Here is a 25516-nt window from a genome sequence, read left to right on the forward strand (position 1 = left end):
TACCAGGGCGCCGCCGGGCAGGCTCTGCCGAACGGCCAGCGCCGCCCCCTGGGGGGGTAGCGCGAAGCGCTGCGGGGGGAGCTTGTTCACATGGTGAACACGGTCAGCACGCCGGTGTAACCGTAAAGCCGGTGGTGCGCGATTTCGCCACCGGCGAAAAACCCCACCAAGGGCACGTCACCCAGCGCACGGCGCACGATCTGCAGCTCGGCACTGGGGCTGCCAAAGTGCGGGCCTCCGCGCCCGGAACAGCTCACGTACACCGCACCGGCAATGCGCCGGGCCGGGTGCGGTGCGGCATCGGGTTCTGAGGCGGCCAGCGCCGTGGCCATGGACAGGCTCAGCTCTTCCGGCTCCAGTTCTTCGCGCACCTCGGCGCACACCCGCGTCAGGTCGGCCCGGGCGGCCTGGACGTTGCGCTCGCAAAACGCCAAGCGGGTGCCCACAGGCGCCAGGTCGGCAATGGCCACGCCGCGCCGGCCAGGATCCAGACCAATCAGGTGGCGCACGATGACCTCCGGCCCAAACTGGCCGCGCCGTGGCGCCGCCACGCTATCTGCCGCATCGCCCGTGGGCAGCGTAAGGCCCACCAAGGTGGCGCGCAGGCGGGGCATGGCCAGCTCCGGCAGGTCCAGCGAAATGTCCAGCTCGCGCAACAGCACGTCCAGCGCCGGCTCGCCATCCAGCGTCAGCACCAGATTGCCGTCGGCTTCGGTCACGGTGCGCTCGCGGTCCACCGGCTGCGCGCCCTGGGTCACGCGCGACACCATGCCCACCGCCGGCCCAAACGCCACACCACTCAAGCCCCCATGAAACACACCGCTGACCGCGCCCTGGCCGCTCAGGTTGCCGGTGCTGCTGAAGGCAAATTGCACCGTACTGCTGCGGCTGGCCGACAGGCCGCCAAACACATAGCCGCTGGCGGTGCGGTCGGCCACCTCGGCAATCAGTTCGGCCAGTTCGGGCGTGTTGCCGTCGGCATGCACCAGCGCGGTGTGGGCCACAAAACCGTCGGGGCCCGCCACGCGGCCACTGGCCGCCAACGGCGCCACGCCACTGAACACGCGGTACTGGTCGGGGCTTAGGTCACACAGCATCACGGCCATGGCGGGTTCGTCGAAGTACTCCACGTTGTTGGCCGCCACACCCACGCCCACAGTGCCGGTCCAGTCGGTCACCTCAGGCAGTTCAGCGCTCAGGTGGGCCAAGATGGCCTCGGCCTCGCTGGCGTAGTGGTCAGTGATATAGAGCAGCGCCAGCGACGGCGCCTGGGCGTGGTCGGGCAGCGCCATCTGGGCGCGCAACTGCGCGAGCACCAGCGCAGCGGCCATGCGCCATTGGGGGTGGGTTGCGTGGGCGTAAGGAAAGAGTTTCATGGGTGATCGACCGCGCCACGGTCCGGTGGGTTCCGTGGTGTCAGCGGCGCCGGCTGGGCGGTGACGATTTTTTGGCTGCGGCTTTTTTGGCAGCAGGTTTCTTGGCCGTTGGGGCTGACGCTTTTTTCTTTGGACTGGCCTTTTGCGGCGTCTCGGCCCCGCCTAGCGAAAAGCCGGGCACCTGGAAAAACGCGTTCGGCATGGTCCAGTCGCCCGGGGCCATGGGCTGGGCTGCAGCGCGCGCTTTTGGGGTGGCTGCCGGCTTGCGCGCCGCCGCCTTCTTGGCCGGCGGCTTGGCTGCAGCCCGGGGGGCTGGCTTTGCAGGTGGTTGGGGTGTGGCCTTGCCGGGTGTCACGGCGCGCGCAGCCGCCTTGCCCACACCGGCGGCCATACCCACGTTGCGTGCCACCGTGTCGGTGAGCCCCCGGGTGACTTTGCCGGCCATGCCGGTGGCCGTTTTAACGGCTTGCTCGGTCAGGCCGCTGGCCACTTCGCGGGTGCTGTCCAGCGCGGTTTGTTTGGCCACGTCCTTCATGGCGTTGGTGGCGATGTGCTGAAACTGCTGCGACAGGGCGCCCCACCACTGCATCGGGTCTACCACGCCACCGGCCGGGGCGCCCGCAGGCGCGTTGCCGCGCGGCTTGCGCGACGCGTCCTTGCCCGGCGGTGGCGCTGGCTCGTCTTCGGGTTCGTCTTCGTAAGCCTCGTCTTCCGCATCATCGCCGGCGTCAGCCTCCGGCTGCGCGGGCGCGGGTGTGCCATAGGTGCGCGGTGGAATTTCAAGGCCGGCAAACTGGGTGGTGGCCGGTGCCGGGGGCTGGCTGGCGCCAGTAAACCCCGCAAAGGTTTCGGCAGCTTTCACCTTCAGCGCATTGGCCACATCGCCCATGCTGAAGTTCATGTTTTGCAGCGTGGCCAGGGTCATTTTTTGCACCTCCAGCGCCTGGATGGTGGCCGCCAGGGCCTTGGAATTCTGGTCGAGCCAGAAATGCACCGCCTTCAATTCCTCGATGCGCTTTTCCAGGTCTTCCACGCTGAACGTGGGCGCCACCCAGTTGCCCAGGTTGGGCAACTGCGGGATGCTCTGGCCGAGCCCCTGCGCCACCCCACCGGCCGCCTGGCCCGCCAGGTTTTGCAGAAACTCAAAGCCCGGCACAAATTTGCCGAATCCACTGCCCGATGCGTCGCTCATGGCTTGTCTCCTGGAAGTTGTTTTGAAGGCCGGCCCACGGCCCAGTGGCTTACCCAGCGCTGCCGTCGCTGTCCACGCCGTAGCGGGGTGCCCGGCGCTCTCGCAAGGATGCCACACCTTCGCGCACATCGGGGCCGGCAAAACCCATGAATTCCAGCGCCAGCGAGGTGTCAAACGCCGGCCCAGCCTGGCGCAGCCAGTTGTTAAGCGAGTACTTGGTCCAGCGGATCGCGGTCTGGCTGCCGCTAGCCAGCCGGTCGGCCACTTCAAAGGCTTTGTCGATAAGGGCGTCGTCTTCCACCGCCAGCGAAACGAGGCCAATGCGCTCGGCCTCTTCGCCGCTGATGGGGTCGCACAGCATGAGGTAGTACTTGGCCTTGGCCAGGCCGCACAGCAGCGGCCAGACAATGGCCGCGTGGTCGCCGGCGGCCACGCCCAGGCGGGTGTGCCCATCCACAATCTTGGCGCTTTTGGCGGCAATCGAAATGTCGGCCAGCAAACCCGCCACCAGACCCGCGCCCACGGCCGGGCCGTGCATGGCGCTGACGATGGGTTTGTCGCAGTTGATCACGTTGTAGACCAGGTCGCGCGCTTCTTTCCACACCCGGGTGCGCACATCAAAGTCGGTGGCCATGTCTTGCACCAGCGCCAGGTCGCCGCCGCCTGAAAAGCCCAGGCCACTGCCGCGCAGCACGGCGCAGCGCACGCTGTCGTCGCGGCCTACGTCGCGCCAGATCTCGCTCAGTTCCCAATGCCCTTCGTGGCCGGCGGTGGGTAACTTGCCGTTGCCGCCGGGTCCGTCGGCGCGCATCTGGATGTCGAGCACCGACGGGATACCGCCCACCAAAGGGCCGCGGCGGGTGATGGCAAGGGTCTGGTAGCGGCTGTAGTCCACGGTCTGCATGGGGTCTCCTGTTGTTGAAGGCATTGGGGTGAGGGGTCTGCTCGCTGCGGCCAGCCAGCGGCTGGTCGTCGTGCGGCACACACCACCTGATTTTCGTCTCAATCGAAGAAGGTTTCATCGACTGTTTTCAGGGTGGTTTTTGATCACTTTGCCCTCGCTACCGCACGTGTCGCGCGCGCAGATCTGGCACGCATTGACGTGCGTCAAAACCCCGCACAGCGGGCGGGGGGATCATGTTGGGGAGGTTTGCAGCCATTTGCTGCAAGCGTTTCGACACCCGAGGACAGACCATGAGCCAGAACATTTCAGACAGTTTTGCCGAGCAATTGAAGCAAATGCGCCATGAGACTTTGGCCCAACTGCACGCCCAGCGCGGCGGTGCGGTGGGCAGGGCAGAGGCCGCAGCCAACCTGCGGTCTACCGAAAGCGACGACTGGGCGCAAGCCGGCTCCGAACGCGATCTGGCCTTTGCGCTGGACGAGCGCGAGTCGGCTGAGCTGGTGGCCATTGACGCGGCATTGAAGCGTATTGCCGATGGCAGCTACGGCCTGTGCCTGGACTGCGGCGTGGGCATTGCCACGGCCCGCCTGCATGCCAACCCCACCGCCATGCGCTGTGTGGACTGCCAGAGCAAGCTGGAGCAGGCCCAGGGCGGTGCCCACCCAGCCACGATGTAATTTTTTTTCAAAACCACCGGAGAAACCTTTGACCACTTTTCACGCCGTTGTCTGGATCGATCACAGCGAAGCCCATGTGGTGATGTTTGATCGTGAACACGTTGAAGCACAACGCATCAAATCGCGCAGCCACCACAAAGCCAAAGGTGGGCATGTGGGTTCACACCAGCTCAAGCACGGCCGGGGCCCGGCCGCCAGCGGCAGCCACACGCCCCAGGGTGGCCACGCCACGGTAGACGATGCGTTCTATCACGAGGTGGCCGAGGCATTGACCGGGGTGCATGAGATTCTGGTGACCGGCCCGGCCCAGGCCAAAACCGAGTTTCGGGCCCACTGCCACCGGCACGACCCGGCGGTGGACAAAGCCATCGTGGACGTGGTGACCAGCGACCACCCGAGCGACGGACAGCTGGTGGCTATGGCCCGCCAGTATTTTCTGAAGTACGACCAGACCACCGCAGACCCTTCGCAGCGCTGAGACGATGCTGAACAAGTCCCCGCAAGTGCGTGCGGGCCTTGTTCAGGGTTGCCTCAACTCACTGGGTCTTGAACGCCACCGTTTTCTGGACCGCCATGCCGTCTACCGAGCCCGTGAGGGTAAATTCGTACCAGGTGCCGAACCCCAGCGGCTGGACTGGCTTGAACAGCACAGCACCGGTACCCTCGCTTTTCCAGGGCTCAACGGCCACAACGGCGCCCGTGGCCCGCTCGCGCAGATCGAAGCTGGTCACCATCACCCGGCCTGCCAGCGAACCAGAAACGGAAAGGGTCACCGAGGTGTACACCGCCTCCTGGCCGTCGTAAGGAAAGGTCGCGGCGACGCGACGCATGTAGCCCCCTGAACGCCCCAGTACCGTGGTGAGTGGTGTGCCACCCACACCGAACTCGTCCAGGTCCGACGCGAGCAGATACGCGCGATGCCCAGGTGAATACAGCAATGCATCAAGGTAGCTGCGCCCTTCTTCGTAGGTGGTCGCGTTGCCGTGGATGATGGTTTCGCCCATGGCGTGCGGGTAGCCCACGTGGTTGGCCCGCTCCCAGTAGCCGGCACCCGTGAAACCGGCGAGGGCGGGGTCTTCGGCGTGGCCAACGACCCCGTGCTGGGTCAGGTAGTTGGCATGGTTCTGGGCTGCTCGTGCGAGCAGGCCATCCCAGCTCATCGGTGGCAGGCCGATGCGCGCGCGGATCTCCTGGAGTCGATCAACATGACCAGCCACCGGACCCGCAAGAGATGCGGGAGCGGCCGCGGGATATTCCCGCTCGGCGTCGGCACCGTCCGATCCACCGCCACAGGCGGTCAGCACCGCCAACACCGCACTGGCCACAGCCCAGCGCGCAAAAGACGACAAAGCGGTTAGGCGTGTTTTCATCGGGCACTCCGTGAAAGCCGGACTGGCTTCCTTGTCAGATGTATCGGCATCCCCCCGCACCAACCTATTGATTCGGCCCTATGAAGTATCAACCGTTCGCCCTGAGCCTGTCGAAGGGCTCGTGCCATGTCTGAGGAAGGTTTCGACAAGCTCAACCCGAACGGACTTTAGACTTCACTGGGCCTGATCTATAAGCCCCGAAATAGCCCCTTTCCCCCAAGCAGTTCTTTCTTTGACGCAGCGCAACCCGATCGACCTGACGAAGCCGCGAACCGCCGCAGCGCATGCCCTTTGCGTATCGGCTTTGCTATGCTGCGCACATGAGCACAAGCCCGCCCACCACCCTGCCCGCCCGCAGCCTGTTTCACTTTGCCTTTCATGTGACCGACCTCGACGAGGCGCGCCGCTTTTACGGCGGTGTGCTGGGTTGCACCGAAGGACGCAGCACCGACACCTGGGTCGACTTTGACTTCTTCAGCCACCAGATTTCGCTGCACCTGGGCGAGCCGTTCAAGACCAGCCGCACAGGCCGGGTGGGCGACCACCTGGTGCCCATGCCGCATTTCGGCCTGGTGATGTTGCTGCCGGCCTGGCAGGCACTGGCTAAGCGGCTGCAAGCCGCTGGCGTCGACTTTGTGCTGCCGCCGCAACTGCGCTTTGCGGGGCAACCCGGCGAACAATCGACGATGTTTTTCTGCGACCCGTTCGGCAACCCGATCGAAGTCAAGGGCTTCGCGTCGCTCGACGGGGTGTTTGACATCTGACACCACAGGGCATGCTGCTGACGCCGAAGGTTGTGCCGCCGGCGCTCAGAAAATAGGTGTGATGTGTGCGCCAACTCACATTCAGCAGCCTCCATCCAACGGTTCCAACGCTACCAACGGTCGCATCGGCGAACCCAACGGCGCCGCGCCGCGCACGGGCTGCACCAGAATCAGGGCGCAAGACACATTCGAAACCTACCGGCCCTGCCGTTTTTTGTGCCCCCTATGCCAAGCTTGTCCACGCCGTCCTCTCAACCCGCACCGGCCCGCGGTCTTTCGCGCCGCCAGTTCACCACCTGGGCTGCCGGTGCGGCGGTCTTGGGCGCCCCGGCGCTGAGAGCGCAGCCAGCCAACCGCCTGGTGCTGGGGCAGTCGGCCGCCTTCAGCGGGCCCGCGGCGCAGCTGGGTATTCAGTTCCATGCCGGTGCCAAGCTGTTCTTTGACCAGCTCAACGCCAAGGGCGGTGTGAACCAGACCCTGGTGGACATCAGCACGCTGGACGATGGCTACGAGCCCGATCGCTGCGCAGCCAACACCCGCAAGCTGCTGGACGACGACGTTTTCGCCCTGTTTGGCTACATCGGCACGCCCACCAGCGTGGCCGCCCTGCCGCTGGCCACCCAGGCGCAAACCCCGTTTTTTGCCCCCTTCACCGGTGCCATGGGCTTGCGCCAGCCCTTCAACCGCATGGCGTTTCACATGCGGGCTTCGTACAACGACGAGACCGCCCTGATCGTCAAGCAGCTGACCAACTTGGGGCTCAAGAAAATCGCGGTGTTTCACCAAAACGACGCCTACGGCAAAGCCGGTCTCGACGGCGTCACGCTGGCGCTGAATGCGATGCAGCTCAAGCCTGTGGCGGTGGCCACGGTAGAGCGCAATTCGGTGGACGTGGCGCAGGCGGTGAGCACACTCAACGCGGCGAAGCCCGATGCCGTGGTGCAGATCAGCGCTTACACCTCGTGCGCGGCCTACATCCGGGCGGCACGGGCCGCGGGCTACGGTGGCACGTTTTACAACGTGTCTTTTGTGGGCACACAGGCCCTGGCCGACGCCCTGGGCAAAGAGGGCGCGGGCGTGGCCGTTTCACAGGTGGTGCCCACGCCCTACAGCACCTCGCGCCCCATCACCCGCGAGTTTCTGGCGGCCATTGCGCAAGGCGGCAGCAAAGTGCAGGCCAACTTTTCCAGCATGGAAGGCTTCATGGCGGCCAAGTTGTTTGCCGAAGGCATGCGCCGAGCCAGCGGGCGCCTGACGCGCGACAGCCTGATTGGCGGACTGGAAAGCATCCGCGACTATTCCATTGGCGGCTTCAACGTGTCGTTCAGCCCCAGCAACCACGTGGCGTCGAAGTTTGTGGAGCTGTCCATGCTGACGGGCGACGGCCGCGTGCGCACCTGAAGCGCCGCCCGGCCGCACCCGGTCAATCGCTCAGCCTATCAGGCTTCCAGCGGCGCGATGGTCTGATCAATGGCACCAAAGATGGTCTGCCCGTCTTTGCCCTTCATCTCAATGCGGATGGTGTCGCCAAATTTCATGAACGCGGTGGACGGCTGGCCGTCCAGAATGGTTTCAATGGCGCGCTTCTCAGCGATGCAGCTGTAGCCCTTGGGCCACTCTTTGCGGCCGTCCACTTCAACCGCCTTGTTGCTCACGGTGCCGCTGCCCACGATGGAGCCGGCGCGCACGTTGCGCGTCTTGGTGATGTGGGCAATGAGTTGGCCGAAATGGAAGGTCATTTCAGGGCCGGCCTCGCACATGCCCACCTTGCGGCCGTTCCAGGTGCTTTGCAGCGTGAGGTGCACGCGCCCGCCCTGCCAGGCGTCACCCAGCTCGTCGGGCGTGACCGCCACCGGACTGAAGGCGCTGGCCGGCTTGCTCTGGAAGAAACCAAAACCCTTGGCCAGCTCGGCTGGAATCAGGTTGCGCAACGACACGTCGTTGACCAGCATCAGCAAGCGAACGCCATCCAGCGCCTGAGCAGGCGTGGCACCCATGGGCACGTCGCCCGTCACCACGGCAATTTCGGCCTCGAAGTCGATGCCGAAGTCTTCGCTGGGCACCACCACGTCGTCGCAGGGGCCCATGAAGTCGTCGCTGCCACCCTGGTACATCAGCGGGTCGGCGTAAAACGACGTGGGCACCTCGCTGTTGCGGGCTGCGCGCACCAGCTCCACATGGTTGATGTAAGCCGAACCGTCGGCCCACTGGTAAGCGCGCGGCAGCGGCGCCATGCACATGGCCGGGTCAAACGGGAACGCATGGCGCGCCTTGCCCTGATTGAGCGTCACGTACAGGTCGTGCAACTGCGGGCTGATGAAATTCCAGTCGTCCAGCGCCTGCTGGAGCTTGTTGGCGATGCCGGTCGCATAATGCGCGGTCGAGAGGTCGCGGGAAACCACCACCAGTTGTCCGTCGCGCGAGCCGTCTTTGTAAGTGGCGAGTTTCATGCATGTCTCCTGCTAAAGCTTCATTGATTGGCCATGATGGCAGCCCCGGAACCTGAGCAGCACCATCGTGCAAAAAATTACGAATAGTGAAACAAGTTCACCTATTCGTAAAATTTGAATTTTAGACCAAAGCCCTGTCCACCGTTGACCGATCTTCCAACACCATGCCCGTAGCCACGCCCTCCAGCGCCGACACCCCCCCCCACACACCGACGGCCACCGACAGCCCGGAAGACGGCGAGCACCTGCGGGCCGGCATCCAGTCGGTCGAGGTCGGGTTTGAGCTGCTGAACGCGCTGTCCAACGCCCCCGGCGCGCTGATGCTGCGCGACCTGGCTGCGGCGGCCGGCATGAGCGCGGCCAAAGCACACCGCTACCTGGTGAGCTTTCAGCGCATGGGCTTGGTCATGCAAGACCCGGTGAGCACCCGCTACGACCTGGGGCCAGCCGCGCTGCGCCTGGGCCTGGCCAGCCTGAGCCGCATCGACGCCGTGAAGCTGGCGCGCGAGCGCGTGCCCGCGCTGCTGCTGGAAACCGGCCACACGCTGGCCATTGCGGTGTGGGGCAACCAAGGGCCCACCATGGTGCACTGGGCCGAAGCGCCACAAACCGTGCCCGTGACGCTGCGCCTGGGCGACGTGATGCCGCTGCTGACCTCGGCCACCGGCCGCTGTTTTGCCACCTTTATGGGCACCGAGGGGCGCGACGCCGAGCGCATTGCGCCCATGATCCGCGACGAACTGGCCCGCCTGAAAAAGCTGCCCAACAACGCGATGCCGCTGCTGGACGTGCCGCAGTCGCAGCAGGCCGTGCAGGCCATGCTGAACGAGACCCGCCAGCAAGGGCTGGCGCGCGTGGTGCACAGCCTGGTACCGGGCGTGGGTGGCTTTTGCGCCCCGGTGTACGACGCGCAGGGGCGTCTGGCGCTGGGCCTGGTGGTGCTGGGCTCGGTGGCCACGCTCGACACCCAATGGGACGGTGCGCCGGCCCAGGCCTTGCTGCGCTGCGCCCGCCAGCTCAGCGCCGACCTGGGGCACCAGCCCCAGACCTGACACCCCGTGAGCCAGCCACCCCCACGCACCACCGCCACACCACGCTGGACCACCTTGGCCCTGCTGGGCGCCGCGGTGCTTGGCCTGCACCTGCTGCTGTTGTCGGGTGGCTGGACGCCACTGGCCGAACCCTGGCCCAACGGCACCACCACTTCCCTGAGCGCGCCCGAGGCGCACGACTCCACGCAAGCGGCAACACCGCTATCGCCACCGCCTGCGGCCGCAGCACCACCGCGCGCCACCGTCAGCACGGTGCGCTGGATCGTTGCGGCTCCCGCACCGACAGCTCCCGTCGCCAAGCCCCGGCCCGCAGAAAAGCCAACACCCGCCGCAAAGCCGCTGCCGGCTGCGCCGCCCCCGCGACCGCAGCGCCCAGTGGACGCAGTGATCGCTATCGCCCCCCTCGATGAAACCCCGGACGCCGCCCAGGCGGTTCGGGTTGAAGAGCCCGCCGCTGGCAGCGCACCGCAGCCCGAGCCGGAACGCGCTGAGGCAGCACCCACAGCGGAGGTTCTGGCCAAGGCTGCACCCGAAACCGACCCAGGACCGCAAGCTCTGCCCCAGCCCTCAGACGCGAGCGCCCCACCCGTGCCACCCGAAACCGCAGCGGTGCGCGGTGAAAACCTCCCGCCGGCGAGCCTGCCCGCCAGCACGCAACTGGCGTACGACGTGTCGGGCACCATCAAAGGCCTGAATTACAGCGCCAGCGGCGCGCTGACCTGGACCCTGGCCGACGGCCGCTACGGTGCCCGCATGGAATTGCGCGTGCCCTTGCTCGGCAGCCGGGTGCAAACCAGCGCCGGGCGCGTGGAAGCCAGCGGTCTGCTGCCTGACCGCTTTTCTGACAAAAGCCGCAGCGAGCGCGCCGCCCATTTCGACCACGCCCAGCAAACCATCCGTTTCAGCAACAACCGGCCCGAAGCCGCCCTGCAGCCGGGTGCCCAGGACCGCCTCAGCCTGTTCATGCAGCTGGCGGGCCTGCTCAACGCCCAGCCCGCCGCGTACCCCGCCGGGCAGCTGATCAGCCTGCAGGTGGCGGGCACCAGCGACGCTGAAACATGGCGCTTTCGGGTCGGCGAGGAGGAGACTCTGGCGCTGCCGGCCGGCAACCTGCCAGCCCGCCGGCTGGTGCGCGAGCCGCGCGAGCCCCGCGACAGCCGCATCGACATCTGGCTGGCCCCCACACTGGCTTACCTGCCGGTGCGCATCCGCATCACACAAGACAGCGGTGACCGCGTGGACCAGCAGCTCAGCCAGATGCCCTGAAACTGCGGCCCGCTGTGCCAAAAATGACACGCATCTTGAAACCACCCGGAACGTATCCACTTAAAAGGCAGTCTGAACTCCATATCGGCGACCGATTGCCGATATAAGGTCATCAGGAACACAGGTTTCTCTCTTAGAAGGATATTTCAGTCATGCACATGCTTTACGACTCGGATGCCTTTGCCGTGGTCCACATCCTGGCCAACGCGCCCACCGACGGTGACAACGTCATTACTGACGGTCCCCAGATTCCCCGCCACGGTTTTGAAATCGTGGACAAACGCTCGGGCAAAGAGGTGTACCTCGACGGCTCCTGGGCAGAAATGTTCCAGATCCAGATCACCGCCTGGCAGCAAAGCACCCCTTCGCAAGAAGAGGTGGAAGACACGCTGGAAGGCTACGCTTCGCTGGCGCAGATGCCGGTGGTCATGCACTAGACGCTCCCCCCGCGCCGCGCCCAAGGACGCGTCACCCCCAGAGGGCTGCGCTGGCGGCTTGACAAGGCCAGCTCCACGGCGCCCTCGGTTCAACCACCCGTCGCGCCCCCGTTGCATCTCCCGCTCGCCCGGCACTTGCCGGGCTTCGTTTTTTCAGGTGGCTCTTTTCGCCTGCAGCCACAGGAACACCGGCTCGGCCAGTACCAGCACCGCCACCAGCCGGCACACCTGAAAAGCGGTGACCACGGGCACGCCCAGTTGCAGCACCTTGGCGGTGATGGCCATTTCAGCAATACCGCCGGGCGATGTGCCCAGCACCAAGGTCGCGGGATGCAGTCCGGTCAGGGCAGCAAGCACCCAGGCAAAGACCGCACACAAACCCATCATCACCCCGCTGGCCAGCGCCACCGAAGCCATCCAGCGCGGCGCGGTGTGCACAAAAGCGGGCGTGAAGCGAACCCCCAGGCTCACCCCGATCACCAGCTGGGCCGCGTTGGTCAAGCCAACGGGGATGGCCGTCAACGCCGCACCCGACAAGGTGATGCCCATGGTGACCAGCAAAGCCCCCATGAACCAGGGGTTGGCGCGGCCCAGGTGCCGCATCAGCAGCGCACCCGCCAGCGTCAGCCCCGCCAGCCAGAGCAAGCCCTGCGCATGCACTTCACGCAGCGCATCGGGCAAGCGGTCAATGCCCTGCACGCCCCAAAATTGCAGGGCAAACGGAATCGTCAGCGTAACCATCAGCACCCGCAGGCTGTGGGCTGCGGCCACCAAGTCGGTGCGGGCACCGTGGCGCTCGGCGATCAACGTCATTTCAGAAGCACCGCCAATGGCAGCCGCAAAGTAGGTGGTGCTGCGCAGCTGGGCCGGGGTGAGCGACGACAGGTGCTCGCCGTGCTGGTGGCGCAGCCAGGCGCCAAAACCCAACCCCAGCGCCAGCGCCCAGGCAATACCCAGCGCAATCGCCCACCAAAGGCCCGCCACCAGGGCGCCCACGGCAGGCGTGAAATACAGCCCCAAAGCGGCCCCAATGACCCACTGCCCCGCGTTGCGAAACGGCACCCAGCTTTCGGTGCGAGCGCCCAGCACCGACACCAGCGAAGTCGCCACCAGCGGGCCGATCATCCAGGGGATTGGGGTTTGCAGCCAGACACACAGACGTGCCGACGCGTAGGCAAGCAGCAGGGTCAGGGCCACGCGGCGCCAGGATGTGGGCGGGTGAGGAAACAAGGGCGGCACTCGGGTTTTGAAACAGGGCGACCGCCGTTCAAAGCGGGCCGCGTAGTATCCCCGCATGAACTGTCGACGCGCTGTCACACAGCCCTGCAAAAAGATCGCCATCGGCATCCTGCTCGGCGCTGCGCTCGTGGGCTGCACCACCACCAGCCGCCCTGGCGGCGAAACCTCGGGCTTTTCTGCACAGGTCCAGCGGCTACCGGCGGCGCCCCTGCTGCTGCTGGGTGAGCAACACGACGCGCCCGAGCACCAGGCCCTGCAGCGTGAAACCGTGGCGCTGCTGAGCCAGCGCGGCCAGCTGGCCGCCGTGGTGATGGAAATGCTGGAGCAAGGCCGCCAGACCACCGATCTGTCCCCCAGCGCCACCGAAACCGAGGTGCGCCAGGCTCTGCACTGGAGCGGCGAAGCCAACAGCGGCTGGCCCTGGGCGGTGTACGGCCCAGTGGTGATGGCGGCGGTGGCGGCGGGTGTGCCGGTGCTGGGTGGCAACCTGCCGCGTGCCAACATGCGCACCGCCATAGGCGACAGCACGCTGGACCAGCGGCTGGCGCCAGAGGCCCTCGTGCAGCAGCAAAGCAACATCCGCGAAGGGCATTGCCACCTACTGCCCGAACGCCAGATTGCGCCCATGACCCGCATCCAGATCGCCCGCGACCGCAGCCTGGCCCAAGTGGCGGTGGCCGCGCTGCAGCCAGGCAAAACGGTGCTGTTGGTGGCCGGCAATGGCCATGTGCGACGCGACCTCGGCGTGCCCCAGCACCTGCCTGCAGGCGTGGACCACCATGTGGTGATGGCGCAAGCCGGGTCCAACCCCGCGAGCGAACCCGGTAACCACGCCGACACGGTGTGGACCACGCCCCCGCGCCCACCCACCGACCACTGCGCCGAGATGAAGACGCAAATGGGGCGCTGAAAGCGTCCCTGTCAGGGTCGAATCAGCCGATCAAGCCACGCGCTTGATGGCGTTGGCCAGCACGCCGACCATGGTCTCAATGTGCGGCTTTTCCACAATGAAGGGCGGCGCGAACACCAGGTTGTCGCCCGCGTTGCGCACCAGCACGCCGCGGTGGTAGCAGTCCATGAACACATCGAACGCGCGTTTGCCCGGCAAGCCTGGCAGCGGCGCAAGCTCCACCGCGGCCGCCAGTCCCAGGCTGCGGATGCTGATCACATTGGGCAAGCCTTTGAGCGCGCTGTGCATGGCGTCCCCCAGCACCGGGCCCATGGCGCCCGCGCGCTCAAACAGCTGTTCTTCACGGAACAGGTCCAGCGTGGCGATGGCCGCCGCGCAGGCCACCGGGTGGCCCGAGTAGGTGTAGCCGTGGAAGAACTCGATGGCGTGCTCGGGCGCGTTGCCGTGTGCGCCCATCATGGCGTCATAAATGCGGTCGGTGCAGACCACGCCACCCAGCGGAAACACGCCGTTGGTGACCGCCTTGGCGAAGTTCAGCATGTCGGGCTGCACGCCGTAATAGTCGGACGCGAAGGCGGTTCCCAGGCGGCCAAAGCCAGTGATCACCTCGTCAAAAATCAGCAAGATGCCGTGCTTGTCGCAGATCTCGCGCAGGCGTTTCAAGTAGCCCTGCGGCGGCACGTACCAGCCGGCGCTGCCGGCCACCGGCTCCACGATCACGGCGGCAATGTTGCTCGGATCGTGCAGCGGCAAGATGCGGTTTTCCAGCTCCAGCAGCAGGTCTTCGTTCCACACCGGCTCGGCGTTGTGGATGTAGGCATGGTTCACCGGGTCGTGGATGAAGCGCATGTGGTCCACGCGCGGCAGCAGGCTGGTGCCATACACCTTGCGGTTGGCCGGAATGCCGCCCACGCTCATGCCCCCAAAGCCCACGCCGTGGTAACCGCGCTCGCGGCCAATGAACATGTTGCGGTGGCCTTCACCGCGCGCGCGGTGGTAGGCCAGGGCCACCTTCATCGAAGTGTCGGCCGCCTCTGATCCCGAGTTGCAAAACAGCACCTTGTTCAGGTCGCCCGGCGCCATGGCCGCAATCATTTCGGCGGCGCGAAACGCTTTGTCGTTGCTCACGCTGAACGCCGTGGCGTAGTCCAGGGTGTCCAGCTGCTTCTTGATGGCTTCGTTGATGGGCTTGCGGTTGTGGCCGGCGCCCACGCACCACAGGCTGGAAATGCCGTCGATCACCTGGCGCCCGTCGTGGGTGGTGAAGTGCATGCCGTCGGCGGCCACAAACACCCGGGGGTCTTTCTGGAAGCTGCGGTTGGGGGTGAAGGGCAACCACTGGTTGTCCATGCGTAGCGTGTTGTTGTCCATGGTGTTGGCTCCTGTGCTGCCCTGTGAAGCTCGGGCGATCCGCGATTTTGGCACCACACGCCATGGCCGGTGGCTCCACTGCTCAAGGCGCCGGCAGGCCCACCGGCAGCCATGCTGCGACAATCAGCGCGCCATGCAACACACCTACGTCCTCACCCTTTCCTGCCAGGACCGCCCTGGCATCGTGCACGCCGTCTCGGGTTTCCTGCTGGAAAACGGCGGCAACATCGAAGAAGCAGCCCAATACAACGACCCGGCCACCGGCCTGTTTTTCATGCGGGTGCAGTTCGCCTGCGGCCAGCTCACCCAGGACGACTTGCGCTTGCGCCTGAAGCTGTTTGCCGAGCCCTTTGCCATGCAATGGACCCTGCACCCCATGGCCGAGCCGGTGCGCACCGTCATTTTCGTCAGCAAAGAAGGCCATTGCCTCAACGACCTGATGTTCCGCTGGAAGAGCGGCCTGCTGCCGCTGGACATCCGCGCCATCGTGAGCAACCACCGCGACTTTTACCAGCTCGCGGCCAGCTACAACGTGCCGTTTCACCACATCCCGGTGACCGGCGCCACCAAGGCCCAGGCCGAAGCCAAGCAACTGGAGATCATCCGCAGCGAAGGCGCCGAGCTGGTGGTGCTGGCGCGCTACATGCAGATTCTGAGCAACGACCTGTGCCGCGAGCTCTCAGGCAAAGCGATCAACATCCACCACAGCTTTCTGCCCAGCTTCAAGGGCGCCAAGCCTTATTACCAGGCGCACGACCGGGGCGTGAAACTGATCGGCGCCACCGCCCACTATGTGACGGCCGACCTGGACGAAGGCCCGATCATTGAGCAGGACGTGGCCCGGGTGGACCACACCGACACCGTGGAAGACCTGACCGCCCTGGGCCGCGACACCGAAAGCCAGGTGCTGGCCCGCGCTGTGAAATGGCACAGTGAACACCGCGTGCTGCTCAACGGGCACAAAACTGTGGTGTTTAAATGAGGACGCCCCCCGATGCAGCCTTGCAGGCTGCTTCCCCCCACTGGGGGGCGCACGTCCGCTTCGGGGCGGCCGTGCGCGCCGTGCCCGGATCACTTCCCCTCAGCCGCAGCGTTTAAGGTGACGCCATGACGATCCGTATTCCGCCGATCCAGTGCCTGCTCACGTTCGAGGCCCTGGCGCGCCTGCGCAGCGTCACCCAGACCAGCGAAGAGCTGTGCGTCACGCCCAGTGCGGTGAGCCACCGCATCAAGCAGCTGGAACAAATCTTGGGCACCAAGCTGTTTGGCCGGGCCGACTTTTCGCTCACCACCGAAGGCAGCGAATACCTGGCCCATGTGCGCGAGGGCCTGGCCACCTTGCAGAAGTTTCCCAGCCACGTGGCCACGCCGGGGCGGCGCAAGCTCAAGCTGGCGGTCACGCCCACGTTTGCGCGCTCCATTTTGCTGCCGCGCCTGAAGCAGTTCAGCGAAACCTACCCCGAGATTGACCTCACGCTGCAAGTGAGCATTCCGCTGCTGGACGTGGTGGCCGAGGACGCCGACCTGACCATCCGTTTCGGCACCGGCCGCTACGCCGACGTGGAACACGTCTGCCTGATGAAGGACGAGGTGACGCCGCTGGCCTCGCCTGCGTTTGCGCGCGAGCACGGCTCGTTTGACGCGCCGGAAGACCTGGAAGGCGTGCCGCTGCTGCGCAGCCCGCTGGAGCCCTGGCGCACCTGGTTTGCCGCCCACGACCTCGACTGGCCCGAGCCCGTGGACGGCTCGCAGTTCAACGACATTGGCCTGATGTGCGACGGCGCAGCCGCCGGCATGGGTGTGGCCCTGGTGCGGCTGAAGCTGGCTGCACCCTGGCTGGAGCACGGCACGCTGGTGCCGCTGTACGAACGCCATGTACCCAGCCCGCACGCCCACTACCTCTGCTGGCGCACCGGCACCATGGACCGGTGGGAATGCGCGGCTTTTGCCGAATGGCTGAAGAAGGCGGTGGGCTGACGGCGGTCCAGACCCGCGTTCGGGTGCGGCGGGCGGGAGAGGCGTGAAACCCTTCACTGCCCAAACCCCAAACCCGCTCACAACCTGCTGCAAGTTTCTTCAAACGCGGCAAACCGCTTTGGCCTAAACTGACCCTCAGCCCAGCCAACGCACCCAACGAGCCACCATGAACGCACCCACCTCACCCGCAGAAGTTGCCCAGTTCAACCGCGCCAGCCGCCAGGCCGAGGTGGTTCGTGCCCTGAGCGCGGTGGTGCCGGCGCATGCCCTGCTCTGGCAAGCCGAAGATACCGTGCCCTACGAGTGCGACGGCCTGACCGCCTACCGCGAGCGCCCGCTGGTGGTGGTGCTGCCCGAAACCGAGGCCCAGGTGGCCGGCGTGCTCAAGGCCTGTCATGCGCTGGACGTGCCGGTGGTGGCGCGTGGAGCCGGTACCGGCCTCTCGGGCGGCGCCATGCCCCACGCCCTCGGTGTCACGCTGTCGCTGGCCAAGTTCAACCGCATCCTCAAAATCGACCCCCGTTCGCGTACGGCGCTGGTGCAAGGTGGCGTGCGCAACCTCGCCATCTCTGAAGCGGCCGCACCGCATGGCCTGTATTACGCCCCCGACCCGAGCAGCCAGATCGCCTGCACCATTGGCGGTAACGTGGCCGAAAACTCCGGCGGGGTGCATTGCCTGAAGTACGGACTGACCGTGCACAACGTGCTGGCCGTGCGCGGCTACACCATTGAGGGCGAACCGGTCACGTTTGGCGGCGAGGCGCTGGACACGCCCGGCCTGGACCTGCTCTCGCTCGTGATCGGCAGCGAAGGCATGCTGGCCGTGACCACCGAAGTGACCGTCAAACTCGTGCCCAAACCCATGTTGGCGCGCTGCATCATGGCCAGCTTTGACGACATCCGAAAAGCCGGCGACGCGGTGGCTTCGGTGATCGCGGCCGGCATCATTCCAGCCGGCCTGGAGATGATGGACAAGCCCATGACCGCGGCCGTGGAAGACTTCGTGCATGCCGGCTACGACCTGTCGGCCGAAGCCATCTTGCTGTGCGAAAGCGACGGCACGCCCGAGGAAGTGGAAGAGGAAATTGGCCGCATGAGCGACGTGCTGCGCCGCTGCGGCGCCACCGCCATCGCCGTGAGCAAAGACGAAGCCGAACGGCTGCGCTTCTGGAGCGGGCGCAAAAACGCGTTTCCAGCCAGCGGGCGCATCAGCCCCGACTACATGTGCATGGACTCCACCATTCCGCGCAAGCGGCTGGCCGACATCCTGCTGGCCATTGCCGAGATGGAAAAGAAATACCAGCTGCGTTGCGCCAACGTGTTTCACGCCGGTGATGGCAACCTGCACCCGCTGATTTTGTTTGACGCCAACGACCCCGACCAATTGCACCGTTGCGAGCTGTTTGGCGCCGACATTCTGGAAACCAGCGTGGCCATGGGTGGCACTGTGACGGGTGAACACGGCGTGGGTGTGGAAAAACTCAACAGCATGTGCGTGCAATTCAGCGCGGCAGAAAATGAGCAGATGTTTGCCGTGAAGCGGGCTTTTGATACCAAAGAGCTACTCAACCCCGGCAAGGTCATTCCCACACTGCAACGTTGTGCTGAATACGGGAAGATGCTGGTGCGTGGTGGTCGCCTCGCGCACCCGGAATTACCCCGGTTTTAACTGTCAACTTTCACAGTTGCACCTTGACACACTGGGGTACAGTGGTGCGACATGAAGGCGTTTTACCCCCTGAACGATGCGCCCCCGCCGCCTTTGACGCGTGACGGGGAGCTTTCCGCTCGTGAGCAGGAACTGCTGCGCCAAATCCAGGCGCTGCGCGAAGAAAACGCCCACCTCCGGGCTGGTTACGCAACCAGCCTAGCCCAAACACGCACCGAGGAACACACCTCGCCATCCGCAGCCCAGTTGCCTCTGGGGCTCAACACATCACTGGGCGAACTGAGTACCGCTCCCACCACCGTGACGGCGCGGCTGGAGTACGAGGCGCTGTTCGAGGCGCTGGCCAGCGTATTTCCGATTGGCATTTTTCGCATCGACCACGCGGGTGTGCTGACCCACGTGGACGACAAATTGCAGCAGCTGTTCGGCCTCACGCGGCCAGACTTCCCCAATTTCGGCTGGCTCTCGCGGGTGCACCCAGACGATCTGGAGCAAGTGCAACAGCACTGGGTGCAAGGGGTTTCACAAGGCAAAGCGCTCAATGTCGAATGCCGACTGATGCGCCCAAACAAGCCCATTTGCCACGTATTGGTGCGCAATGTGCCGCAACGCGATGCCAGCGGCAACATCACTGGTCAACTGGGGTTTGTGCAAGACATCACCCTCCTGCGCACACTGGAAGCCGACGCGCGGCTGAAGGAAGACCTCAACCGACAAATCATTGCCAGCAGCCCCGATTGCACAAAAGTGCTGGATCTGCAGGGTCACGTGCTGCAAATGACGGCCAAGGGCTGCGAACTGGTCGAGGTGGACGATTTCGAGCAGGTGCGACTAAGCGACTGGACCCAATGGTGGCCCGAAGACAGCGTCCCGCTGGCTGTCGCGGCCATCGAGGCGGCCGTGCGCGGCGAAAGCGCGCGCTTCCTGGCACCGGCGGACACCTTCAAAGGCACGCCGAAGTGGTGGGACACCGTGGTGTCCCCCATCTGCGACGTCCAGGGGCAGCCGGTGATGCTGTTGGCTGTCTCGCGCGACATCACCGAAAGCCGGCAGCAGCAGGACGAGATTCACGCGCTGAACGTCCAGCTGGAAACGCGGGTGCAGATGCGCACCCAGGAACTGGCCAACGCCAACCAACGCATCCGCGTCACGCTGAACGAGGCTCAAACGCTCTACAACCAGGCTCCCTGCGGTTACCACTCGGTGAACGCCCAGGGCGCCTATGTGTTGATCAACCAGACCGAACTGGACTGGCTGGGCTACACCCGTGAAGAGGTGGTCGGCCAGCAGCATTTCCGCGACCACGTCTTGCCCGAATACAAGGAGGTGGTTCGAGACCGGCTGGCCCGTCTGAAGCGCCACGAAAAACTGGAGACGGTGGAAGTCGGCATGCGGCGCCGGGATGGCAGCCAGTTTCGGGTGCTGCTCAGCAGCACCGCCGTGTACGACGACGAAGGGGCGTTTGTACGCACCAACAACACGCTGGTCGACATCACGGCCCGCAAAGCGGCAGAGCTGGCGCTGGAAGCCCAGCGCAACTTCCTGCAAGCTATCACCAACTCGGTACCGGTACAGCTCGCGTTTTACGACACCGACCTGATCTGCCGCTTCGCCAACGCCAGCTACGCACGCTGCCTCAACGACCACCCCGAGCGCCTGATCGGTCAGCACCTCAGCCAGGTCGCACCGGCCGAAAATTTCAACAACGGTCTGCCCCGGCTGAAAGCGGCTTTGGCTGGCGAGACCCAGCGCTTTGAGGGCCGGCGAGTCTTCCCAACCGGCGGAACCTTTTACGCCAGCATCGAATACACGCCTTACCGCCAAGACGGTGCTGTAACGGGCATCATCATTCAGTTGGTGGACATCACCGAGCGCAAAGCCGCCGAAGACCACGAACGCGAGGTCAATAGCCAGCTCAACGAAGCACTCGGCCAGGCTCAGGCGCTCTACCACCAGGCGCCTTGCGGCTACCACTCCCTGGACAAAGATGGCTTCTACGTGTCCATCAACGACACAGAGCTGGCCTGGCTGGGCTACAGCCGCGAGGAAGTGGTCAACCAAAAACGGTTCGCTGATTTCATTTCGCCCAAGCACCACCACCTGCTGGAAACCCGGATGCGGGACGTGCTGGAAGACAAGGCCATTGAAGGTGTGGAGTACGAAATGCGCCGCCGCGATGGCAGCATATTTTTCGCACTCCTGTCGTCCACGGCTGTGCGCGACGATCAGGGCCGCTTCCTGCGCAGCAACACCACGGTGGTCAACATCACCCACCGCAAGCAGGCCGAAATGGCCCTGCACGACAACCAGCGTTTCTTGCGCACCATCACCGAGCACGTGCCGGGCTTGATCGCCTACCTCGATGCCATGCTGCGGTTCCGGTTTGCCAATGCCGAGCACCTGCGCGTGTACGGCATGGACCCCCAACACATCACGGGGCTGCATATCAGCGAATGCCTGCCCCCGGAAGTCTGGGCCGAAACCGCACCCCGCATGCGTGCCGCGCTGGGTGGCCAGAAACAGCAGTTTGAAGCCTGGCGCCGAACGGTGGACGGCACACCCATCTTCATCAACGCGACCTACCTGCCCGACGTCCATGAGGGACTGGTGCAAGGCGTCTTCGTGCAAATCATCGACATCACCGAGCGCAAGCGCATTGAAGAACGGGTGAGCCAGCTCAACGACGAACTGGAGCGGCGCATCCAGGAGCGCTCGGCCGAGCTGCTGGAGAGCGAACAGCGCTTTCGCCTCATGGTGGACAACCTGCGCGAATATTGCATCTTCTTTTTGGACGCCGACGGGCTCATCACCGACTGGACCGACAGCGCCCAGCGCCTGGAGGGTTACTCGCCGACCGAAATGCTGGGGCGCCATTACGCTTTGTTGTTCGACCGCAGCAACCCCGAAAAAGGCCTGGCCAAGGCGACCCAGACGCTTCGGCTCGCCGCTTCGCGTGGCCAGCACGAACTGAGCGACTGGCACACCCGCAAAGATGGCTCGCAGTATTGGTCGCACTCGCTGCTGATCGCGCTGCGCGACGACAGCGGTGAGCTGCGCGGGTTCGCCAAGATCAACCGCGACATGACCGACGCCAAACGGCTCGACGACCTGATGCGCAACATCAACGACGAGCTGGAAAACCGGGTGGCCGAGCGCACCGAACAGTTGCTGGCCGCGAACAAAGACCTGGAGTCTTTCTCGTATTCGGTCTCACACGATCTGCGTTCACCGCTGCGCCACATTTCCAGCTTTGTGAGCCTGCTCGAAGAGCACCTGGGCCTCCAGTGCGACGAAGTCAGTGCTCGCTACCTGAGCACCATTGGCAGCTCGGCCCGGCACATGAGCCAACTGATTGACGGCTTGCTGGCTTTTTCACGGCTGGGCCGCTCGGCCGTGAACGTGGCACCGGTGGACTTTGCCCTGTTGGTGGGCGACGTGGTCAGCCAGCTGGCTCACGACACCGAAGGACGCGTCGTGGACTGGTTGGTCGCTCCCGACCTGCCACTGGTGCAGGGCGACGCCTTGTTGTTGCGCGAGGTCTGGGCCAACTTGCTGGGCAACGCCTACAAATACACGCGGCCCAGGGAGCGTGCACTCATCGAGATCGGCTGGAGCGTCGACCCAGCCGTGGGCTACACCTTCTTTGTCCGTGACAATGGCGTGGGTTTTGATACAAACTACGCGGGTAAACTTTTTGGTGTATTTCAGAGGTTGCACCGAGCTTCTGAATTCGAAGGAACTGGCATCGGGCTGGCGCTCACGCGCCGTATCGTAGAGCGCCACGGCGGCAGCATCTGGGCTGAAAGTCAGCTGGGTGAAGGCAGTGTGTTTTACTTTTCGCTACCTTTTGAGAACATGCAGTCACCGGACGTCACCAAGGATTCGCTGTACGCGTCTCTGGAACCATGAACAAAAACGCCAACGCCATTCTTCTTGTTGAAGACAACCCCGATGACGCAGAGTTGACCCGGCTGGCGCTCGCGCGGCACGGTCTGGACGGCCGCGTCACCCATGTGTCCGATGGCATGCAAGCCCTGGACTACCTTTACAGGCGCGATGCCTATGCCAACCGCCCAAGCGGCAACCCCGTGCTGGTGTTGCTGGACCTGAAAATGCCTTTGCTGGACGGCATTGGTGTGCTTAAGGAAATCAAGGGCTCGGAGCACTTGCACAACATCCCCGTGGTCGTGCTCACGTCGTCCACAGAGCCCAGCGATCTGCAGCGGGCTTACGACGCTGGCACCAACGCCTACATCGCCAAGCCCACCGAGTTTTCGCAGTTTCTCAGCGCCATGAAGCATGTGTGCGAATTCTGGATCAACATCAACCAGACCGCGCCCCAAACCTCACATGCGGGCGTGCGCACATCTGGGTTTGGCGAACTGATGTGACGGCTGGCCTGCGCCAAGCGCGCGGGCACACGCTGCACCCCATGCACCGCTAAACACCACCCAGCGCGGACCGCTTGCGCCTCGTTTGGCGTGGGCTACGCTACCAGGTGTCAACAAAGCGGCTGGCGCCCTGCGGTTTCACCCGCGCACTGGCCAGCCCGCGCACCAGCCAGGTCCGGGTCTCAGCCGGGTCAATCACGGCATCAATTTCCAGCGTGGCAGCCATCTGTGTCGCTGCGCCATTGGCGTATTGCTGAGCCAGCAAGCGTTCAAACAAGGCTTCGCGCTCAGGGCCTTGGGGCAGCGCCTCCAGCTCCTTGCGAAAGCCCAGCCGGACCGCCCCTTCCAACCCCATGCCACCAAACTCGCCGGTGGGCCAAGCCACTGTGAAAGCCGGTGCATGGAAACCACCCGCGGCCATGCCCATGGCGCCAAGCCCGTAGCCCTTACGCAACACCACGCAGAAGGTGGGCACGCGCAAATGGGCCGCCACCACAAACAGGCGGCTGACATGCCGCACCTGGGCTTGCGCTTCCGCGGCCGGACCCACCATGAAGCCCGGTGTGTCCACCAGGCTGACGATGGGCAAGCCGTGCGCATTGCACAACTGTATGAAGCGCGCGGCCTTGTCGGCCGCATCGGCGTCGATGGCGCCGCCAAGATGCCCCGGGTTGTTGGCCAGCAGCCCCACCGGGCGCCCCTCGATGCGCGCCAGGGCCGTGTGAATTCCGACACCGAACGCGGTGCGCAGGGGCAGCAAGCTGCCACAGTCCACCAAGCCGTCCATGGCCGCGCGGGTGTCGTAAACGCGCAGGCGATTTGCGGGCACCACCGCGCGCAAGGCCATCGGGTCGGGCGACTGCCAGCTCGACACCGTGCCCTGAAAAAATGACAGGTAGTGGCGGGCCACTGCGGTGGCTTGCGCCTCGTCGTCCACCAGCACATCAATCACGCCGTTGGCATGCTGCACGGCGCTCGGCCCAATTTCCTCCGGGTGAAACGTCCCCAGACCGCCCCCTTCCACCATGGCTGGCCCACCCATGCCAATGTTGCTGTTGCGGGTGGCGACGATTACATCGCTACACCCCAGCAGCGCGGCGTTGCCCGCAAAGCAACGGCCACTGGCAATACCCACCACGGGCACTTGGCCGGACAAACGGGCGAAGGACGCAAATGTCGGCACATGCAGGCCGGCCACGATGGGCATGTCGGTATCCCCCGGCCGACCGCCGCCACCCTCGGCAAACAACACCACCGGCAACTGGTTTTCAAGCGCAATGCCGAGCAACCGGTCGGTCTTGGCGTGGTTGCGCATGCCCTGGGTGCCCGCGAGCACCATGGCGTCGTAGGCCATCACAACCACGCGGCAGGCCTGAGCACCATCGGGCGCGACCGACGCGCTGCCGAACAGCGCCGCATTGACCGAACCGATGCCGGTGACCATGCCATCGGCCGGGGTGTTGGCGATCAAGTCCTCTTCGGTGCGGCGGCTGCGCTGCGCGGCCACGGCCAGGGCGCCGTATTCCATGAAGCTGCCCGCGTCGCAGAGGTCGGCAATGTTCTCTCGGGCGGTGCGCTGCCCCTGCCTGTGCCGCCGTGCCACTGCGGCAGGGCGTGCCGCATCGAGCGTGAGAGCCTGGCGGGTCAGCAGGCGCTGGAGGTCGGCGCGGGGCGCGGGCGGGCCAGAAGGGTCTTGCGCAGCCTGTGCCAAGCCCAAAGCTTCGGGAGCGATGCCCTCGGCCTCGGGCGGGCTCGCGTTGGCGGGCACGGGTGCGGTGTGCAACAACACATCGCCCATCTGCACCGTTTCATCCACGCCAAACAACAGCGCCACCACGCACGCATCGGCCTCGGCCCGCAGCTCGTGTTCCATTTTCATGGCCTCCACGACCACCACCACGGCACCCGCGCGCACCAGGTCGCCAGGTGCGACCTGCCATTGCACGATGCGGGCTTGAAGCGGGGAGCGCAGGTCTTTCATGCGCGGATTCTGCAGCGGCGTGTGGGTTCAGCCCGGTCAATCGGGCGACAGCCGCGCGCAACGCACCTCTGCCGAGGTGGCAAAGGTTACTCGTACAGGTTGGAGTCTGCCCACTGCGAGGAAGGGCCAGGGTCTTCGGCGGTGACCGGCACGTTGAGGTTCAACACAAACACGACTTCACCACCAAAACGCCCGACACCCAGCGTTTTCATGAGCTGCTTCTCTTGTTCGGGATGCTCCATGCGCAGAAAGCAGATGGCCTGCTTGGTGCCTTCGTGCATGGCCGTGAGGATGTCCAGCCGTGTGATGCGGCCGAACTCGCTGCACAACTGGTGCAGGGCGGATTTCAGGCTGCTCACATCGCTGTGCTGCCGGAGTTCTGACAGTGCGCTCACGTTCACCCCCTATGAATTTCAGTCCGGCTCCACGCCATTGGATCGGCGGTTGCGGTCTGACTTTGTATGGATTGCGATGGTAGTACAGATGCTAC

The 25516-nt window shown here is 65.0% G+C and carries 21 protein-coding genes and 1 pseudogene; 13 read left to right on the plus strand and 9 right to left on the minus strand.

What is annotated here, in order from left to right; genetic code table 11:
- Nucleotides 1-86: 86 nt before the first annotated feature.
- From AC0GNR_RS09850 to AC0GNR_RS09860, 3 genes are read right to left on the minus strand one after another with little or no spacing between them, the layout of a single operon-like run.
- Nucleotides 87-1376: an FIST signal transduction protein gene (locus AC0GNR_RS09850; protein WP_472900782.1), complete on the minus strand. Its 1290-nt coding sequence runs from the start codon at nucleotides 1374-1376 to the stop codon at nucleotides 87-89.
- Nucleotides 1377-1416: 40 nt separating this feature from the next.
- Nucleotides 1417-2568 (minus strand): PhaM family polyhydroxyalkanoate granule multifunctional regulatory protein, encoded by a 1152-nt coding sequence (locus tag AC0GNR_RS09855; RefSeq protein ID WP_472900783.1) that lies wholly within the window; start codon nucleotides 2566-2568, stop codon nucleotides 1417-1419.
- Between the two features lie 49 nt (nucleotides 2569-2617).
- A complete protein-coding gene (locus AC0GNR_RS09860) occupies nucleotides 2618-3463 on the minus strand; it encodes an enoyl-CoA hydratase/isomerase family protein (protein ID WP_472900873.1) in 846 nt (281 codons plus the stop codon).
- Nucleotides 3464-3762: 299 nt separating this feature from the next.
- Here AC0GNR_RS09860 and AC0GNR_RS09865 point away from each other — a divergent pair, with 299 nt between their 5' ends.
- Both AC0GNR_RS09865 and AC0GNR_RS09870 read left to right on the plus strand, forming a co-directional pair.
- Nucleotides 3763-4149 carry a TraR/DksA family transcriptional regulator gene (locus AC0GNR_RS09865; RefSeq protein WP_472900784.1) on the plus strand — a complete coding sequence of 129 codons (387 nt, stop codon included), beginning with the start codon at nucleotides 3763-3765 and terminating at the stop codon, nucleotides 4147-4149.
- Nucleotides 4150-4177: 28 nt separating this feature from the next.
- A complete protein-coding gene (locus AC0GNR_RS09870; protein WP_472900785.1) occupies nucleotides 4178-4627 on the plus strand; it encodes a hypothetical protein in 450 nt (149 codons plus the stop codon).
- Nucleotides 4628-4685: 58 nt separating this feature from the next.
- Here AC0GNR_RS09870 and AC0GNR_RS09875 read toward each other — a convergent pair whose 3' ends face one another.
- Entirely contained in the window at nucleotides 4686-5519 is an 834-nt protein-coding gene (locus AC0GNR_RS09875) for a CAP domain-containing protein (RefSeq protein ID WP_472900786.1), read from the minus strand.
- Between the two features lie 320 nt (nucleotides 5520-5839).
- Here AC0GNR_RS09875 and AC0GNR_RS09880 point away from each other — a divergent pair, with 320 nt between their 5' ends.
- Together AC0GNR_RS09880 and AC0GNR_RS09885 are read left to right on the plus strand one after the other, a co-directional pair.
- A complete protein-coding gene (locus tag AC0GNR_RS09880; RefSeq protein ID WP_472900787.1) occupies nucleotides 5840-6283 on the plus strand; it encodes a VOC family protein in 444 nt (147 codons plus the stop codon).
- A gap of 225 nt (nucleotides 6284-6508) precedes the next feature.
- Complete coding sequence (locus AC0GNR_RS09885) at nucleotides 6509-7684, plus strand: ABC transporter substrate-binding protein (RefSeq protein WP_472900788.1); 1176 nt, start codon at nucleotides 6509-6511, stop codon at nucleotides 7682-7684.
- A 38-nt stretch (nucleotides 7685-7722) separates the two neighbouring features.
- Here the strand turns inward: AC0GNR_RS09885 and AC0GNR_RS09890 are convergent, their stop codons facing one another.
- Nucleotides 7723-8733, minus strand: a complete 1011-nt coding sequence (locus AC0GNR_RS09890) for a fumarylacetoacetate hydrolase family protein (RefSeq protein ID WP_472900789.1) — start codon at nucleotides 8731-8733, stop codon at nucleotides 7723-7725.
- Between the two features lie 164 nt (nucleotides 8734-8897).
- Between AC0GNR_RS09890 and AC0GNR_RS09895 the strand changes: the two genes are divergently transcribed.
- The 3 genes from AC0GNR_RS09895 (at nucleotide 8898) to AC0GNR_RS09905 (ending at nucleotide 11488) form a co-directional block, all read left to right on the plus strand.
- Nucleotides 8898-9785: an IclR family transcriptional regulator gene (locus tag AC0GNR_RS09895; RefSeq protein ID WP_472900790.1), complete on the plus strand. Its 888-nt coding sequence runs from the start codon at nucleotides 8898-8900 to the stop codon at nucleotides 9783-9785.
- A gap of 6 nt (nucleotides 9786-9791) precedes the next feature.
- Nucleotides 9792-11051 carry a DUF3108 domain-containing protein gene (locus AC0GNR_RS09900; RefSeq protein WP_472900791.1) on the plus strand — a complete coding sequence of 420 codons (1260 nt, stop codon included), beginning with the start codon at nucleotides 9792-9794 and terminating at the stop codon, nucleotides 11049-11051.
- A gap of 152 nt (nucleotides 11052-11203) precedes the next feature.
- Complete coding sequence (locus AC0GNR_RS09905; protein WP_472900792.1) at nucleotides 11204-11488, plus strand: BTH_I0359 family protein; 285 nt, start codon at nucleotides 11204-11206, stop codon at nucleotides 11486-11488.
- Between the two features lie 153 nt (nucleotides 11489-11641).
- Here AC0GNR_RS09905 and AC0GNR_RS09910 read toward each other — a convergent pair whose 3' ends face one another.
- Complete coding sequence (locus tag AC0GNR_RS09910; RefSeq protein ID WP_472900874.1) at nucleotides 11642-12679, minus strand: AbrB family transcriptional regulator; 1038 nt, start codon at nucleotides 12677-12679, stop codon at nucleotides 11642-11644.
- A 103-nt stretch (nucleotides 12680-12782) separates the two neighbouring features.
- On the opposite strand from AC0GNR_RS09910, the gene AC0GNR_RS09915 reads away from it, so the two are divergent.
- The gene (locus tag AC0GNR_RS09915) at nucleotides 12783-13637 is read left to right on the plus strand and encodes a ChaN family lipoprotein (protein WP_472900793.1); all 855 of its coding nucleotides are present in this window, start codon (nucleotides 12783-12785) and stop codon (nucleotides 13635-13637) included.
- A gap of 30 nt (nucleotides 13638-13667) precedes the next feature.
- Here AC0GNR_RS09915 and aptA read toward each other — a convergent pair whose 3' ends face one another.
- Nucleotides 13668-15008 (minus strand): omega-aminotransferase AptA, encoded by a 1341-nt coding sequence (gene aptA, locus AC0GNR_RS09920; protein WP_472900794.1) that lies wholly within the window; start codon nucleotides 15006-15008, stop codon nucleotides 13668-13670.
- Between the two features lie 133 nt (nucleotides 15009-15141).
- Here aptA and purU point away from each other — a divergent pair, with 133 nt between their 5' ends.
- The 5 genes from purU (at nucleotide 15142) to AC0GNR_RS09945 (ending at nucleotide 23045) form a co-directional block, all read left to right on the plus strand.
- Nucleotides 15142-15990, plus strand: a complete 849-nt coding sequence (purU, locus tag AC0GNR_RS09925) for a formyltetrahydrofolate deformylase (protein WP_472900795.1) — start codon at nucleotides 15142-15144, stop codon at nucleotides 15988-15990.
- 125 nt (nucleotides 15991-16115) lie between these two features.
- Nucleotides 16116-16985: a LysR substrate-binding domain-containing protein gene (locus tag AC0GNR_RS09930; RefSeq protein ID WP_472900796.1), complete on the plus strand. Its 870-nt coding sequence runs from the start codon at nucleotides 16116-16118 to the stop codon at nucleotides 16983-16985.
- A 166-nt stretch (nucleotides 16986-17151) separates the two neighbouring features.
- On the plus strand, nucleotides 17152-18654 hold the full coding sequence (locus AC0GNR_RS09935) for an FAD-linked oxidase C-terminal domain-containing protein (protein ID WP_472900797.1): 1503 nt from the start codon (nucleotides 17152-17154) through the stop codon (nucleotides 18652-18654).
- A gap of 51 nt (nucleotides 18655-18705) precedes the next feature.
- Nucleotides 18706-22563: a PAS domain-containing sensor histidine kinase gene (locus tag AC0GNR_RS09940; RefSeq protein WP_472900798.1), complete on the plus strand. Its 3858-nt coding sequence runs from the start codon at nucleotides 18706-18708 to the stop codon at nucleotides 22561-22563.
- The gene (locus AC0GNR_RS09945; protein WP_472900799.1) at nucleotides 22560-23045 is read left to right on the plus strand and encodes a response regulator; all 486 of its coding nucleotides are present in this window, start codon (nucleotides 22560-22562) and stop codon (nucleotides 23043-23045) included. Before AC0GNR_RS09940 ends, AC0GNR_RS09945 begins: the two co-directional genes overlap by 4 nt.
- A gap of 100 nt (nucleotides 23046-23145) precedes the next feature.
- Here the strand turns inward: AC0GNR_RS09945 and AC0GNR_RS09950 are convergent.
- Nucleotides 23146-25011, minus strand: a pseudogene (locus AC0GNR_RS09950) (carboxyl transferase domain-containing protein); the annotation flags it as partial.
- Between the two features lie 101 nt (nucleotides 25012-25112).
- Nucleotides 25113-25421, minus strand: a complete 309-nt coding sequence (locus AC0GNR_RS09955; RefSeq protein ID WP_472900800.1) for an RNA recognition motif domain-containing protein — start codon at nucleotides 25419-25421, stop codon at nucleotides 25113-25115.
- Nucleotides 25422-25516 lie beyond the last annotated feature (95 nt).

Source organism: Hydrogenophaga sp. LT287 (genome assembly GCF_055702805.1).

Coding starts and splice junctions, on each gene's coding strand:
- AC0GNR_RS09930 (WP_472900796.1), top strand. CDS start 16,116: ATGACGATCCGTATTCCGCCGATCCAGTGCCTGCTCACGTTCGAGGCC.
- AC0GNR_RS09895 (WP_472900790.1), top strand. CDS start 8,898: ATGCCCGTAGCCACGCCCTCCAGCGCCGACACCCCCCCCCACACACCG.
- AC0GNR_RS09890 (WP_472900789.1), bottom strand. CDS start 8,733: ATGAAACTCGCCACTTACAAAGACGGCTCGCGCGACGGACAACTGGTG.
- AC0GNR_RS09880 (WP_472900787.1), top strand. CDS start 5,840: ATGAGCACAAGCCCGCCCACCACCCTGCCCGCCCGCAGCCTGTTTCAC.
- purU (WP_472900795.1), top strand. CDS start 15,142: ATGCAACACACCTACGTCCTCACCCTTTCCTGCCAGGACCGCCCTGGC.
- AC0GNR_RS09915 (WP_472900793.1), top strand. CDS start 12,783: ATGAACTGTCGACGCGCTGTCACACAGCCCTGCAAAAAGATCGCCATC.
- aptA (WP_472900794.1), bottom strand. CDS start 15,008: ATGGACAACAACACGCTACGCATGGACAACCAGTGGTTGCCCTTCACC.
- AC0GNR_RS09865 (WP_472900784.1), top strand. CDS start 3,763: ATGAGCCAGAACATTTCAGACAGTTTTGCCGAGCAATTGAAGCAAATG.
- AC0GNR_RS09875 (WP_472900786.1), bottom strand. CDS start 5,519: ATGAAAACACGCCTAACCGCTTTGTCGTCTTTTGCGCGCTGGGCTGTG.
- AC0GNR_RS09850 (WP_472900782.1), bottom strand. CDS start 1,376: ATGAAACTCTTTCCTTACGCCCACGCAACCCACCCCCAATGGCGCATG.
- AC0GNR_RS09855 (WP_472900783.1), bottom strand. CDS start 2,568: ATGAGCGACGCATCGGGCAGTGGATTCGGCAAATTTGTGCCGGGCTTT.
- AC0GNR_RS09885 (WP_472900788.1), top strand. CDS start 6,509: ATGCCAAGCTTGTCCACGCCGTCCTCTCAACCCGCACCGGCCCGCGGT.
- AC0GNR_RS09935 (WP_472900797.1), top strand. CDS start 17,152: ATGAACGCACCCACCTCACCCGCAGAAGTTGCCCAGTTCAACCGCGCC.
- AC0GNR_RS09945 (WP_472900799.1), top strand. CDS start 22,560: ATGAACAAAAACGCCAACGCCATTCTTCTTGTTGAAGACAACCCCGAT.
- AC0GNR_RS09940 (WP_472900798.1), top strand. CDS start 18,706: ATGAAGGCGTTTTACCCCCTGAACGATGCGCCCCCGCCGCCTTTGACG.
- AC0GNR_RS09905 (WP_472900792.1), top strand. CDS start 11,204: ATGCACATGCTTTACGACTCGGATGCCTTTGCCGTGGTCCACATCCTG.